The organism is Chryseobacterium tagetis, assembly GCF_016735585.2.
In the GTDB taxonomy this organism is placed as follows: Bacteria; Bacteroidota; Bacteroidia; order Flavobacteriales; family Weeksellaceae; genus Chryseobacterium; species Chryseobacterium tagetis.
The window spans coordinates 1-15,193 of record NZ_JAERSE020000006.1; the positions used below are offsets into that span (position 1 = coordinate 1).

General features: G+C 35.2%; 14 protein-coding genes and 1 rRNA gene. 5 read left to right on the forward strand and 10 right to left on the reverse strand.

Annotated elements, in window-relative coordinates:
• Positions 1-79 (forward strand): 5S ribosomal RNA (gene rrf, locus JI747_RS18850); the annotation flags it as partial.
• Between the two features lie 363 nt (positions 80-442).
• Here rrf and JI747_RS18855 read toward each other — a convergent pair.
• The 10 genes from JI747_RS18855 to JI747_RS18900 all read right to left on the reverse strand — a co-directional run bounded on the left by JI747_RS18855 (position 443) and on the right by JI747_RS18900 (position 12,121).
• Positions 443-1,489, reverse strand: coding sequence for a hypothetical protein (locus JI747_RS18855; protein ID WP_225690416.1), 1,047 nt, complete (start codon positions 1,487-1,489; stop codon positions 443-445).
• A gap of 2 nt (positions 1,490-1,491) precedes the next feature.
• On the reverse strand, positions 1,492-4,242 hold the full coding sequence (locus tag JI747_RS18860; protein ID WP_225690417.1) for a COG1470 family protein: 2,751 nt from the start codon (positions 4,240-4,242) through the stop codon (positions 1,492-1,494).
• Positions 4,235-5,035, reverse strand: a complete 801-nt coding sequence (locus JI747_RS18865; RefSeq protein WP_225690418.1) for a WxL protein host-binding domain-containing protein — start codon at positions 5,033-5,035, stop codon at positions 4,235-4,237. The genes JI747_RS18860 and JI747_RS18865 overlap by 8 nt, the downstream gene beginning before the upstream one ends.
• A 92-nt stretch (positions 5,036-5,127) precedes the next feature.
• Positions 5,128-5,700, reverse strand: coding sequence for a hypothetical protein (locus tag JI747_RS18870; RefSeq protein WP_225690419.1), 573 nt, complete (start codon positions 5,698-5,700; stop codon positions 5,128-5,130).
• Between the two features lie 196 nt (positions 5,701-5,896).
• On the reverse strand, positions 5,897-7,501 hold the full coding sequence (locus JI747_RS18875) for a BamA/TamA family outer membrane protein (protein ID WP_225690420.1): 1,605 nt from the start codon (positions 7,499-7,501) through the stop codon (positions 5,897-5,899).
• A 118-nt stretch (positions 7,502-7,619) separates the two neighbouring features.
• Positions 7,620-8,414: an SDR family oxidoreductase gene (locus tag JI747_RS18880; protein WP_225690421.1), complete on the reverse strand. Its 795-nt coding sequence runs from the start codon at positions 8,412-8,414 to the stop codon at positions 7,620-7,622.
• Positions 8,414-9,079, reverse strand: coding sequence for a hypothetical protein (locus tag JI747_RS18885; protein WP_225690422.1), 666 nt, complete (start codon positions 9,077-9,079; stop codon positions 8,414-8,416). Before JI747_RS18885 ends, JI747_RS18880 begins: the two co-directional genes overlap by 1 nt.
• Positions 9,080-10,306, reverse strand: a complete 1,227-nt coding sequence (locus tag JI747_RS18890) for a 3-phosphoshikimate 1-carboxyvinyltransferase (protein WP_225690423.1) — start codon at positions 10,304-10,306, stop codon at positions 9,080-9,082.
• Positions 10,307-10,356: 50 nt separating this feature from the next.
• A complete protein-coding gene (locus JI747_RS18895) occupies positions 10,357-10,683 on the reverse strand; it encodes a nucleotide pyrophosphohydrolase (RefSeq protein WP_225690424.1) in 327 nt (108 codons plus the stop codon).
• Between the two features lie 34 nt (positions 10,684-10,717).
• Positions 10,718-12,121: a hypothetical protein gene (locus tag JI747_RS18900; protein WP_225690425.1), complete on the reverse strand. Its 1,404-nt coding sequence runs from the start codon at positions 12,119-12,121 to the stop codon at positions 10,718-10,720.
• A gap of 184 nt (positions 12,122-12,305) precedes the next feature.
• On the opposite strand from JI747_RS18900, the gene JI747_RS18905 reads away from it, so the two are divergent.
• From JI747_RS18905 to JI747_RS18920, 4 genes are all read left to right on the forward strand, one after another.
• Entirely contained in the window at positions 12,306-12,557 is a 252-nt protein-coding gene (locus JI747_RS18905; protein ID WP_039364933.1) for a type B 50S ribosomal protein L31, read from the forward strand.
• A 180-nt stretch (positions 12,558-12,737) separates the two neighbouring features.
• Entirely contained in the window at positions 12,738-13,898 is a 1,161-nt protein-coding gene (locus tag JI747_RS18910) for a GlmU family protein (protein ID WP_225690426.1), read from the forward strand.
• 99 nt (positions 13,899-13,997) lie between these two features.
• The gene (locus tag JI747_RS18915) at positions 13,998-14,507 is read left to right on the forward strand and encodes an RNA polymerase sigma factor (protein WP_225690427.1); all 510 of its coding nucleotides are present in this window, start codon (positions 13,998-14,000) and stop codon (positions 14,505-14,507) included.
• Entirely contained in the window at positions 14,482-15,162 is a 681-nt protein-coding gene (locus JI747_RS18920; RefSeq protein WP_225690428.1) for a hypothetical protein, read from the forward strand. Before JI747_RS18915 ends, JI747_RS18920 begins: the two co-directional genes overlap by 26 nt.
• Positions 15,163-15,193: the final 31 nt, after the last annotated feature.

Consider the following 15,193-nt stretch of genomic DNA (forward strand, 5'->3'; position numbering starts at 1 on the left):
GTTCCCATTCCGAACACAGAAGTTAAGCCCACCAGCGCCGATGGTACTGCGAAAGCGGGAGAGTAGGTCGCCGCCAGTTTTTATTTTAAAGTCTCATAGATTAAGTTCTATGAGACTTTTTTTTGTTTATACCCAAAAACACAATCAAAAGCAAAACAAACACAAATCTAGAAACAAATCCAAAACAAGATAAATCTTAGAGGAGGAAAACGAGAAAAGCAAAAGCAATATACCCTAAAACAAATCTAGAAACAAACACAAAAAAACAGAAAAGTCTCGTAAAGAAATGGACAAAACCTTTTTTATTTTTAGGAAGTAACGAGGTAAATATTCATCTTTTATTTTAAAGTAATATAGAAATTAGATTTTTACACTTCATATAAATAAAATTGAGGTAAATTATTCAGCGCTCTTTTAAGCACGATATTTTATAAATAGTTGCCTATTGGTGAAAGTTTATCTGAGCAGTATAAGTAGCTGCAGGAACAGTTGCCGAAACTCCACCAAGACGGATGGAGATTGGAATACTAGAATAAGATACTTGGGTTACTAGTAATCCTAATGTCCCAGAAAACATCATATCAAAAAAAACGGAATCTGTCTGAAGTATTTCCGGGTAATTAGCACCGTTATTGAAATAAGCATTGCACCCTATACATACACCCGAGATTGTACCTGTGCCTCCATTTCTATTTGCATACAGATGAAGAGAATTATTCCATATCGTAGGGGTATAATTCATTTTGACTTGAGAAACAATACTGCCTGCTTCCAAGAGAGTAAGGCCCAATAGAACACTACGAGGAATCGTATAAGTACCTAATGTAATTGGGCTAATAGGATTATTAGTCGTATATGGACTTCCTATATAATCGTTTCCTGCTTCAGTGATAGGGGAGATAGTAATTGCAGAAGTGCTCCCTGCAACATTCACAGGGATATTTGCAGAAGGAGAAACTCCACTATCAGTAATAGTGTAAGTAACGGTAACTGTATTATTGGAGGTATTAAGATTAGTGTAGGTATTGGGTACTAGAGAAAGAGTAAGTTGATGGCCATTACCGACACCGTTTCCGGTATAGGATCCTCCTATTCCACTGATGATCGTGGTTGGTGTGGTAGAAAGAGTGACCTGTGAAGATGGGGTTCCTAATGTACCTGCTCCACTACCAGAAGCAGCCGCTGCCTGTAATTTTACATCAACACCCGGAATGGGCTGATTAATGGAAGCTGTTATGCTTCGTGTACCACCGGAAGCCACCGCCGAAGTATAGTTCAACCATTTGGTTGTATTGTTGGCAGGATTTGCAAGACGATTCCCTGCTTCAGTAGGCTTTGTAAAATTAAGGGGAATGCTGGTTGCCTGCTCAATATCCATTAATGCAACTTGTGGTAAGGTAAAGCTGACGGTGTATGTCTGTGCAAAAGTATTACCAGCGCAGAACGTAAGAATAAGTAAAGAAAATAATATTTTAGTATAGGGCGTCATTTTTATTTTTTTATTTCGTTGTATCCTACTTTTATACCTTCCTGTTGATATTTAATTTCTGTCTGTTGTTTTACAATAGTAAAGACGATATTTTTGGTTTCAGAAGGTTTTAAAACGAACTGCAATTGGTCTGTTGATATTTTGTACCTTTTATCAAGACCATTTCGATATACTTTCACAGTCCAATTTCCTGGTCGTAAATAAGTAAAGTCAAATGGTTCTCCTATTATACAGATCTTGCGGTAGGTTTGCTCGCCATTGGTAGCCTCTACGATGACACTATTATTTTTTTTGCTTTCATTTTTAGGCTGATAATGGGCAAAAACATACTGACCTTTTTCTTCATTTTCGTTGAACAGTATGCTCCCTTGAATATTGGCAGCAGTAGTCAATCCGAAATTGTAAATATTTTCTTTATGAATAAGATGCAAAGTTGCCGGGAAATTTGAATAAGGTATATCATTCAACTGGGTAGTGGATTTATCTATTTCAAGAAAATAATCTCCGGGAGGAACATTTTTAAATACATAGTTTCCTGCTCTATCCGTAATCGTGATATGATTTCCCATAATTAATCGTATTCCGTCTACTTTTTTTACTCCGAGATTGCTGATGTTTCCGGATAAAGTTGTGTATTCTGCAATCTTTTGTACAGGAACATTCATCCTGAGAGTATAACGTAAAGAAACTATAAAGTCTTTGTTGGAAAGATCCCCACGCTGAAAATTATAACGACCGGAGAGATCTATCTCATGATTTCTGAAAAGCTGATGATGGAATAGAGCTTCAAAAAGATTTCTATCTCTAAAATAATCTTCAGGCATATAATTATTCTGATAGAATAGGCTGAAATTTGTTTTATCTGACAGTCTGCTAATCACTCGTGCTCCGATATAAGTTTGCTTTTGGTTTTGCAGCTGATATCTGGAGGTTATCGCATAACTTCCAAACAGGTTAAACGAAGTTCTAAATTTTTCAAAGCCTATGTTGGCTGTATAGAAGGTTGAATTTCCCGAAAACCCGGTCAGAAAATTGTTGGTATTACCAAACTGTCCTTCAAGGTTAATATTAAATTCTCCTATTTTCTGATTGACGCTTACTCTGAAAAATTTTTCATCATAATCAAACTGTCTTGGCATAAGACGATCCTGATATTTTTGATAGCCGCTATTGACCATGATGAAGCCTGTTTTTATATAATTGTATTGGGCACCATATTGTAAATAACGTCTGTAAGGAGCAGCCAATAACAAAGTATCCCTTTGATAATTTTTAGCATCTTCTATAAAGTTGGCAAAAAGAGTAACCTTTTTTAAAGGTTTATATTGTATATTCCCGTTAAAAGTACTCGTATTGGAAAAGTACCCGGCAAATTCAGGACTGGCTTTTAAATACATTAGGCTTCCGCTAACTTTGTTAAAATTAGCATGAGTTTGAAGCATATAAGCAATTCCTTGCGTTTCATCAGTTTTACTGTAGGTGATCTCCCCGGAAGCATCAAGATTTTTAAGAAGTTGAAACTTTCCTGCTACATAAGGCAAATGAGTATTGGAATTAAATAAAGTATTAGCAGATGTATAGATATTTTTTTCAGAAAGAGGAGTTTTATAAAGATAACCGACCGTAATTTCGGATTCCCTTTTTATTTTAAGTTTCGAATAAATATTAAACTCTTCCTTGATATCTCTGAAAAATCTTGGACGGTTGTAGAAACCACCAATACTGAATTTTTTTAAATCATACCGAACTTCAGCTCCTCGTCCGTATCGTGCGAATTCTGTCAGATAAGAAGCTGAGTACGTTTTATCACCAAGGTGTACAAACAGATTAGCATCTTTATAATTGATAAAATATTCTTCGTATGGAGTAAAAGCATTGAACTCAATCGGATTTTTAGTGGCGGCATGAAATTCTATTTGACTGGTATTTTTATTAGTCACGCTTCCTTTACCATAAATTTCTCCCTGAAAACCATCCTGGTAAACCCCTCTGTTTCGGTTTCCGATAAAAGAAAGCGACGCTGAAACGGGAAGACGGTAATAAATATCTTCTTCAACAGGTTTTGTTGAAATAATTTTTACACTGCTATAGGCCGTGACCGCCTGATCAGGATGAACGGTTGAGCGGGCGGTAAGATTTAAATTTTGATAATCATTCTTACCTAAATTGGGATCTGTATTTTTAATGACTGTAATTACTTTATTAGCTCCCGGTGGAAGGATCAGAGTATTGACCTGACTTATCAATGAATTGCTGCTTTCCATGGCCAGATATTCTTTTGTATTTCCTGTATTTTTTAGAATAAATGAAGCTTTGATGACCTGCCCGGCTTTTACATACTCCGGAGATTCTAAAAGACTAATGGAAAGATTCCGGCGCTCGGCAATAATGATTTCTGTTTTTTCTGTAATTTTATTTTCAGAGTCTTTTTCAGAAATGTGTAAAGAAATTTCATAGTTCCCGGCAGAAGTCTCCGCGGCAACTCTCAAAGGAACAATATGAATTCTGGTTTCAAATGCAGAAAGAGTAATTTCGTCTTTTGTAAGAATAGAACTGATAAAAGAGGATGAAGTTTCAACCTCTAAGAGGTAAGTTTTACTTCCGGAAGATGTATTCTCTATTTTAAAAGAAACAGAGGTAGGGGCTCCCGGTCGTAAACTATCTTTTTTAATAACAATTTCGTGAGATTGTTGTTGAGAAAAAATCAGTGTCGGGAATAACAGGATGATATATAGGATCCATTTCCTAATCATTTTTAACTTCTAATTCCACATTAAGAGCAAAAGCATTTTCATCTTCATCGGTTGCTATAATCACAGCGTTGTACTTATCAGGAAGAATCTTACTGATATCTATATCGAATGATTTCGAGGTATTGGGAAGCAGTCCCATCTGTAAACTGGAAAATGTGCCGACTTTTTCTCCTGTTCTGCGATTGTAGATTTCAAGATTGGCAACAGGTTTACAATATACATTTCCGTTATTGGCAATTCCTATTTTTACACTCTTCTGTTTTCCTGCTTTTTCTACTTTTACACTTTCAAACTTAAGAGAAGGTTTTACATTTTCAGTATTGTAATTTGTAATGACCTGAATGGCATATCGGACAATAGATGTAATATTCACTCCCGTAGTCGTATTACTTGGTTTTATATCTTCTACAGGTTCTACGATGATCACACTCCAGTAGCTTCCTGACTGAATAGCTTTATCAGGTACGGTAATTTCAAAAGAAACGTCTGTTGTTTCTTTAGCATTCAGAGTTACCAAATTTGTATTTAATTTGATCCAGCTTGTATTTGATTGCTCATTAGTATGAGGCGCAGTATAATAGGTGGTTCCATCTGCCTTATAGCTGAAGTCCTGCAGGAAAATTTTTACATTTTGAGGAGCATTTCCTGTATTCTGTAAAGTAACCTTTCCTTTATACATCTGTCCGTTCTCCACTTTGTACATATGGGTGAGACCATTAAGTACAACAATGCCTGCCTGCAGTGATGCGAACTGTAAAATAAAGGCAAGGGAAAATAAAATACGCTTTATCATTAAGAATATTTTTGAGAATAAAAAGGCACAGTAAAACAAGAAGAAACTTAGGATAGATTCTTCTCATCTTAGTGTTTATATGGTGTTTTTAATTAATTATCTGAAATAGTGTATGTTACGGTTGCTGTAGTCGTTGCTGTAGCAGATAAATCTTGATAATTAACACCAGTTGCCGAAACTACTGAATAAGACAAATTGTGACCATTACTTGCTCCGTCACCGGTATATGCACTTCCGATTCCTGAAATTATAGTTTGGGGTGTAGCGGTTAATGTCAATTGAGAAGCTGGGGTTCCTAATAAACCTCCTCCTGCTCCGGTTGCAGCTGCAGCTGTTACTTTAATGTCTACACCTTGAATTACTGCACCTAATTTTACAGAAATAGTACGGGTTACATCTGCAACAGATTTAATAGAAGAATAATTAAGCCAAAGAGTATTATTAGTACTGGCCGGAACTATAGGTAAACCTGCTTCTGTAGGAGCGGTAAAGCCCATGGTCAGGTTTTTACTTGCAGTTGGTTCTATGTCAACCAATGCTACTTCCGGTATACTTACCGTAATGTCGTGCGTACTCTGGTTTGTGTCTGATTGTGCTTTTACATTAGCAGAAATTGCCACAAAAGCAAAAGATAATGCTAATAATGCATGATTTGATTGTTTCATTGTTTTTAGTTTGTTTTCTGAAGTGAAGATAAGAAAAATTAATAAAACAACAGTGAAATATTATTTTATTATAAATTTTGCAATATTTTAGGAATATTGCTACGAATTATGATTGTTCTATTTCCCTTTAATTTTTACAGATAAAATAATTTTCTGCAATAAAAACAAAACTGAATTTTACAATTAACGAAATATTTTAAAATCTACTCAGGATTCCCCAGTGGATTTTGATATCATTAAACTTAAACGGATTTCCAAACTCATTACCATTGGAGAGCTGGAAGCTCATAAGACCGATCGGAATAAAGAAATTGAACCCGAAACCTACACTGTAGAGCTTAGGTTTCACATTTAAAGATTTATTGTTGAGCTGGCCGTACTGCCCGAAAGCATCAAAGAAAGCCTGACTTCCTATTAAATACCGGTATTCGAGACTTCCATAATAATAAAAATCGGCGGCGAGGGAATTTTCATTGAATCCCCGCATGGAGTTCCATCCCCCAAAACGGTACAATTCGTTGGCGGAGAACTCTACCTTAGAATCCATCATGGCACCTTCTGCCTTTATATTAAGAAAATGGTTTCCGTTGATGTGATAATTATGTTCCCCGAAAAAATAGAATTGGTTCTGATTGGCTTTAATGTTATCCTTGGTATAGGTCGTCGCCAAAAAGTCGTATCCTGCATTGATTCTTGTTTTGTATAGGAAAAGATCAATATCAGTAGGTTCTGTCATTTCATACCAAATACCAAGACCCTTTTTATTATAATCTTTACCCTGAACATATAAAGTATCAATGATGCTTGATGTTTCAAAAGTGCCTCGAAGACCTATTTTATTTCTGTTATTCATGTGATAGTAAAAAGCCGGAAGCATTTTTACGTTCGCATACGTGGAATCCTGTCTGAAGATATTGATTTTCATATTCATCCCGACATTCGAATTAAAAAGATAAGGAATATCTGTCTGAAGATCGAAAGTCTGCCCTTTATCAGGGTTTCTCTGCCAGTACAGATTCACCGCTTCAAAACCGTTGAACATATTCTTAAAATTCACATTCAGGGTTCCGTTTAAGGTGAATTTATCGGTTTTATCATTTCCAAAACCGATCACTCCATCAAAAGTATTTGTCTTTTTCTTTTCTAGAAAGAGATAGATCTGTGTGGAATCTTTTGTGAAAAGTGTTTGTGGTTGCCGTTCCAAAGAGAGAAATGGATGACTCTGGAAGTTTTTGTTGATGGCGATCAGGTTTTTGTCATCATAGGTTTTGCCTTTAAATTCTTTCTCAAGATTTTTCATAAACCTTTTGGGAACTTTCACATACCCTTTCATGACAAAACCGTCAATTGTTCTTTTATCATTTTTATTGATCTCAAGATTGACAATCGGATAGCCGTTTTTCTGCCCTTTATATTTAGCTTTGATCCTGCTGAAAGAGTAGCCTTCATCAATATATACTTTGTTGATGCTTTTCTTGGTAGAATCCAAATTTTTTGTGAAAAACTCTTTCTTTGATTTTAGTTTGATGGCTAACGAATCAGAAAGATCAATAAATGTTTCATTGAAGTTCTTCCCTTTATCATAAAAGATTTCGGTACTGTCTCCTTTTACTTTTACTTCTTTCAGTTGAGTCAAAAAATAATTTCCCTGAGCCAGAGAATCTAAAAACTTGACTGCAGAAGTGGAATCTTTTACTTTTTTTCTAGCATTGGTTTCAGAATCTATAAGCCAATAATGTTTCTTTTGCGCTTGGGTAAAAACGCAAAGAAGAACAAAAAATATGTGTAAAATTGACCTCAATTTTCTGTGAAATTCTAAACCATTAAGATTTTAAGTTATAAAGAATAATAAGTAGACTTCCTATCAATAAACTTTAAAGGTTCAAAAATATAATTTAAAATTGTTAGAATAACTGAAACTAAGCGAGTTTATTATATTTCTTCATTAAATTCTCATAAGTTCCCTGTGGAAGAATCCATTTTAAAGGAACTCCTATTTTTTGCCCGAATTTACCAAAATAATAATGAGCTTTCCATTTGTCTTTGTTCAAAAGGGCATCGATATATTCTGCGACTTCCAAAGGTTCCGTTCCATCTCCTACATGAGAATTCATCAAAGCATAAACTTTATCGAAGACATTTTTATAAGGTTCAGAAACTTTTGTTCTCACACGGTTCTCTGCAATATTGGTTTTGATATCTCCTAAATGAAGAGAGCAAACATTAACGTTCCATGGGTAGACTTCATATCTCATGGCTTCCGTCACTTTATCCAAAGCAGATTTCGAAGCAGAGTAAAATCCGCGGAAAGGCAATCCCATTTCACTTCCGATACTGGAAATATTGATGATCTGTCCGAATTTATTTTCACGCATTTTAGGCATTACGGCACTCATCATCTGAACGGCTCCGACTAAGTTCAGGTTGAACAGTTTCAAAATATCTTCTTTTGAAGAATCTTCTACAGCACCTACCATTCCCATTCCGGCATTGTTGATCAGAACATCGATTCTCGTTTCTTTTGTTACTACCTGTGCAATAGCGTTTTGCACGGCATCATTATCTGTAACATCCGTTGGAATAGAGGTGAAATACTGGCTTTCGGTATGCTTTCTGCTCAAACCATACACTTTATGGCCTTTCTTTCCGAAATATTCTGCTAACACGAAACCGATTCCTGATGACGTTCCCGTGATGATAATAGTTTTTGACATTAGTAAGTAAAATATTTTTTTGAATTAGGAATGCTGAATTTGTTTTCACCCACCCTGAAATCGTTCATTTTTATAAGTGTGTCGAATTTATGAATAAATTCTTTGTGATAATCTTGTGGAATTTTTCTGTTTTCATCTCCGTCACAGTCAGAATACGTTTCATCAACAATAGCTTTTCCCGTAGAGAAATTTACATCATTTGTAAAACTGAATTCACAGGTGTCTTCAAATTTGTTGAAAGATCCTATGAGATAAAAGTCTCCGTTTTGAAAACGGAAAGTATATTTGCTCGTATCTGTATGTCTTGAATTGGAATACAATGATTGGGAAATTACAAGACAATTATTTTTTATCTGGATTTCCAACTTATTGTCTTCAGGATAAAAACCTGCTCCGCTTGAATTAAGGATTGCTGAATTTTCTTTCCAGATTTTTAAATTTCCCTCACTGTTTTTTAAAATATAAAATTTCCTTTTATATCCTTGATTTTCAATTTTATCAGGAGTATTATAAACGATAACTATTTCTTCTTTTCCATCCTTATCCAGATTACCTTTTACTTCCAGCACTTTTTCATATCCTTTGGGAATGACAAAATCCTTCAGCTCCTGAGATTGAAACATAGTAAAAATAAGTAAGGAGAAAAAAGAAAGGAAAAGTTTCATTTACTCTTTATTTAAAATCATAGATAAATCTGCCCAGAACATCGGATACGATTTTTCCACCACATCTTCATCTTCAATATTTAATTCTTTAATCAGGCAAAACGGTGCAAAACTCATCGCCATTCTGTGATCCTGATACGTTTTGATAGAAATATTTTCCTGAGGATCGCTGAAACGGATGGATTGTATGGTAGCATCTGTGATCTCTGTTTCAGTTCCCAGTTTTTGCAATTCATTATATAAAGCCAGCAATCTGTCGGTTTCTTTTACTCTTAAAGTTCCCAGACCTGAAATTTCAAAAGGAATTTTCAGAGCGGCTGCAGTGACGCAAAGAGTTTGAGCAATATCCGGACAGTTGTTCATGTCCAGAACAATTTTTTCCGGGAATTGAAAATTGGGATCCGGCTGAAGTGTAATCTTATGTTCTGCTTCTATGAAAATAGTCTGTATTCCGAAAAACTCTTCATAAATTTTTGCAATGGCAGAATCTCCCTGAGTGGATTCTTTGTAAAAGCTTTTCAGATGAATCGTTTCTCTCGCCAAAGCTGCAAAAGAGTAGAAATAAGAAGCCGAGCTCCAGTCACTTTCTACTTCATAATTGACAACGGAGGATTGATTGTTTTCATTAAATGGTTCAACTTTAATTAAGTTTCCAGCAAAACTTGCCTGAATTCCGAATTTTTTCAGAATGTCTAAAGTCATTTCGATATAGGATCTTGAAGTAACTTCACCTACAAGATTTATTTCCAGTCCTTTTTCCAGTTTTCCGGCAATCAGCAGGAGAGAGGTGATGAACTGGCTTGAAATATTGGCTGGAACATCTACTTTTGTTTCGGTGATTTTTCTTCCATTAATTTTCAAGGGAGGAAATCCTTCATTTTCCAAGTATTCAATTTCAACCCCTAAATTCTGTAAAGCGGTTACCAGATTTTTGATCGGACGTTCTTTCATTCTTCCGGAACCGGTAAGAACAGTGGTTTTTCCTTCTGCTATAGAATAATAAGATGTAAGAAAACGCATTGCTGTTCCAGCGTGATGAATATCTACGGTTTCTGTGTTTTCAGACAATGCTTTTTTCAGCAATTGAGTGTCCTGAGAATTAGATAAATTACCGATTTGTATATTTTTAAACAAACTTTCTAAAATCAACAAACGATTCGAAATACTTTTCGAACCGCTGATTTGTATGGTTTGATTGCCTATTAATTTTGATTGTTCTAGCTTCATTATTTATTTCTGCATTAAATATAAGATGATGAGTTTAAATTAATTCATCATTATTTAAGTTTTTCATTATTCTGATGACGGTCTTTGTCGCGATCAGTTTTTATTTTCATTTTCTTATCAAAAGCGTCTTGTAGATTCACCCCTGTCTGATTGGCTAAACATAAGGTTACAAATAGAACGTCTGCCAGTTCTTCGCCAAGATCTTTGCTTTTGTCACTTTCCTTTTCACTCTGTTCACCATATCTTCTGGCAATGATTCTTGCTACTTCGCCTACTTCCTCCGTTAGCATTGCCATATTGGTCAGCTCATTGAAATAACGAACGCCAATTGTCTTTATCCACTCATCGACCTGCTGTTGCAGATTTGTAATTTCCATTGTGATCTGTTGTTTTAATAAAGCTTACAAAAAATTATTCATAAGCTCCTAAAGTTGGAGTAGCACTTCGTGTATTTCCTACGATATCTGTAGAAGCTGAAGAGATAAGTACACCTTTATTTCTTGCAGGAGAAGTCGCTTTTACCCTTAGATTTTGTTTTGCTGTAAAATAGTTGATGAATTGAGGGTCCTCATTTTTATAGCTTTGAACGATATGTGCAGTATTCCCAAAATCATAGCCTGATTCTGAGATATTTGAATATTTTACTAAAGAGTTTTGAACTAAAAACTCAAATTGCTGCCCTAAAGTAGGCTCAACATGTACTGAATTATCTTTATCTGAATAGACAATACTATTCTTTATGCTTAATTGTTGCAAAGCCGCTTGCTGTACCTGCCCTGAATCATCTTTCCATTCGTTGGTCGCGAAAATCCCTTCTCTGCTGTAAGAACCTAATGTTTTTGAGTAATTGGCAATCGTAGCATGAGTGTAACTATGATTACCACCTCCATAAATCCATATACATGATAAACCACAATTGTTCATTACTAGATTGGTGGCATTCACAGTAGAAGTTAAAGCATAAATTCCATAGTCCTGAAAAGTCTGAATAAATGAGTTATTGATCGTAGCAGTCGCTTTTTTCATATCTAAACCTCTTTTCCCTCCGAATAATCTTGCATGAGTCATGTTTAGAATAGAATTGGCTTCCATTCTGATAGAGTTCCAGTTGTTAGGAATTGTATCATAATAAGTATCATTTCTGTCTCCTCTCAGAACGACTTCATTATTTAATGCTCCATTGATATTTAAGGTAGCTGCATTAGAAACTTTCATCCCGCTGTTGGAGTGGAAGTATACTTTCGTTCCTGGTTGTATATTCAGTTTTATCCCCGGATTAATGGTAAGATCTCCATAGATAATTTTGGCCTTATTATTACTCCAGGTTGTATTGACATCAATTTCATTGGGGTTTGTCGGTGTTTTTATAAAGAACTCAGCATCCTGTACTACAGAAAATAACGTAACATGCTGCTGTCCTGCACCACTTGAGAAAAGAACTTTGTCTTCGGCAATCGCTTCAGGACCTGTAGCTTCCGGAGCAATTTCTACAAAAATATAAAGGCTGTCTTTCTTTCTCAAAGGAACATCCTTGAAATCATATCCTGCCTTTCCGTCCACATTTATTTTATACAAAGAAGCAGCTCCCTTTTCCAGATTGATTCTTGGGATAAGAACATCTTTATTTTCATTATTATATACTTTTACTACATAAGTTTCTGAACGAACCTGATGATACGCCGTGTCACAAAACACCGTATCTCTCGAAAAACTTAAGGGTTGGGTCGGTTCGTCAAATGTAATATCATCTTTATTACAAGATACCGCCAGAAGCAGCGCCCAAAAAGAAAAAGCAAGTAATAATTTGAATTTCATCGAAATTAAAGTTTATTAAACTTCAAATGTAACGAAAATACTTGAAATTTCTTATTCCTAAAAAATTATTGAGTGAGTATTTGTATATTATAAAAAATATTGTATTTTTGCAACCTAAAATTTAGCAGAGAAATATCCATTACTATTTCGAAAGCAGAACTTTAATTTTTTTAAAAATTGTATTATGAAAAACGGAATCCACCCAGAAAATTATAGACTCGTTGTTTTCAAAGATATGAGTAACGACGAAGTATTTCTTTGCAAATCAACTGCAGAAACAAAAGATACTATTGAGTTTGAAGGACAAGAGTACCCTCTAATCAAAATGGAAATCTCTTCAACTTCTCACCCTTTCTACACAGGAAAAACTAAATTGGTTGACACTGCAGGTAGAGTTGATAAGTTCATGAACAAATACAAAAAATTCGCTAAGTAATTTTTTGCTATCAAAATATTTAAAAGTCTTTCGGTTTCCGGAAGACTTTTTTTATTTGTAATTTTGTTGGAACTAGAAATCAAAAACAGAGAATCAGACGTCATTTTAAATAAATCATTTCAAAAGCTTCCGGTTTTTCCACTTTTAACTTCTAGCCTTTAACTTCTAACTTCAATAAAAATGCAATTAGTATTTTCAGATGCACAATATTGGGAAGATTTCCTTCCGCTTACCTTTACACGTCCTGTTGCAGAAATGCGATGCGGAATCCTGACTTTTTCTGAAAGATGGCAGAAAATGTTAGAAAATACAGAAATCTCTTATTTTACGGAGGCTTATCTTCAGCAGAAATTCAGAGAACCTGAAAAAAAAGAGAGTCTTTTTCTGGTGACCAATTTTTTGCCAACTCAAAGTGTAATTCAGCAAATTAAAGAATTACAGCAAGGAGAAGCATTGGTGTATGAAGATGAACTGATCGCCGCAAGAATCAACATGAAAGATTTTTCTCTGCATCAGATCGAGAAAATGACCGATATAAAAGAAGAGCTTGTTTTCTTTAAAAAGCCTACCGATCTTTTTACCTATAATAATAAAGCGATCGATTTCGACTTTGAATTGCTTACCCAAGGAAAAACATCGCAAGAGCTTTCTTCTACCAATGGGTTTTTAGGAGATAAAAAAGACCTGTTCATTGAAGAAGGTGCAGCAGTAGAGTTTTCTACTTTAAATACAAAAACAGGCAAAATCTACATCGGGAAAAATGCGGAGGTAATGGAAGGCTGCAATCTTCGTGGCCCGATTGCGCTTTGTGAAGAATCAAAGTTTAATTTGGGGGCAAAAATTTACGGAGCCACTACGGTTGGCCCTCATTCTAAAGTAGGGGGAGAAGTGAGTAATATTATCATTTTTGGATATTCTAATAAAGGGCATGATGGTTTCGTGGGGAATTCTGTGATCGGAGAATGGTGTAATTTAGGTGCAGATACCAATTCTTCGAATCTTAAGAATAATTACGGTCATGTAAAGCTTTGGAATTACAGAACAAAGGCTTTCGAAGATACAGGATTACAATTTGCAGGTTTAATTATGGGTGACCATTCTAAAACAGCCATCAATACCCAGCTAAATACAGGGACGGTGATTGGAGTAGCCTCAAATATTTTCAAAGAAGGTTTTCCTCCGAACTTAATTGAAAACTTCTCATGGGGTGGTTTCAAAGATGATGAAAGATTTAAACTGGATAAAGCTTATGAAGTGGCGGAAAAAGTGATGGCAAGAAGAAAAGTGCCTTTAACGGATGATGATAAGGCTATTTTTAAGCATATTTTTGATACGTATTAATGCGATTAATAAAGAAAACTTCAATTTTTTTTGAAGTTTTTTTGTTTTTGATGTAATAAGATTTCATTTTTAATTGTCTTACTTATAGAAACAAAACTTATGACCCAACAAACCTTTAAGGATACGGTGTTCATTCTCAAAGATGAGATGTATCGCTTTGCGAAAAGGTTCGTTATGAGCAGTGATGAAGCGGAAGATGTGGTGCAGGATGTAATGATCAGGTTTTGGCAGAAAAAAGATGAGCTTGGGCAATTCGGGAATTTGAAATCCTATGCTTTAAAAGCCGTCCGGAATGAATGCCTGAACCGACTGAAGCACCACGATGTAAAGTTAGGATTTGCAGATATGCAGCTTCACCGCTCAGAACTTTACAGTATGGAAGTGAATAATCTGAAAGAGCATATTATAGGGTTTATCAATCAGCTTCCGGAAAAACAAAAGATGGTAATCCATTTCAAAGATGTAGAAGAGTATGAAATTTCAGAAATTGCTGAAATGATGGAAATGGAAGAAAACGCAGTAAGAGTAAATCTGATGCGCGCTAGACAAAAAGTAAAAGAACAAATCTCACAACTGATGAGCTATGAGCAACGACAAATTTCAAAATAAATACGACGAAATCTTCCATGAAATAAAGGAAGAAAAAATGGACTGGAGTTTTGAAGATTTCCTGAAAAAAGCAGAAGGAAATGAAGATGAGGCAGAAAACAATGAAGAAGCTCCGATTGTTCCGATCGGAAAAGGTAAACCTTCTTTCCCGAAATGGTTTTGGATGGCGGCAAGTGTTGCGCTGCTTTTAGGAATTGGTTTTATATTTAATCAGTATCAGAATTCAACAATAGAAGATCAGGCTCATCTGGTAGAAAGCCAGATCAAGCAACAGAAAAATAATTTCATCGAAGAAAATAATGATCATCAGGCTCAGGTTGCCGTGAATCATCCGAATGATTCGATTTCCGGTGCTAAGCAGGATTCGATTTTTCAGGAAAAGACAGTGGCTGAGAAAGATGTTTTAGATGAAATTCTTCCAAAAAGAGGAAGGCTAAAAAAGGAAAGAAGCCTGAAATATGTGTACAATTCCTCTTATAAAAATAAAAAAGCTTCAGATTCTACAGGGTACAAAGATTCTTACGTGATCGTGAACGGAAAAAGAATTGAAAATGTAGAAGAAGCCATTAATGTGACTAAATATTCATTTCAAATATTTGCAAATAACGTCAGTGAAAAGTTAGTACAACCTAAAGTCGTTGATGACGATTATTAATTAACCTTAAAGATGATGCTCCTGATCAGGC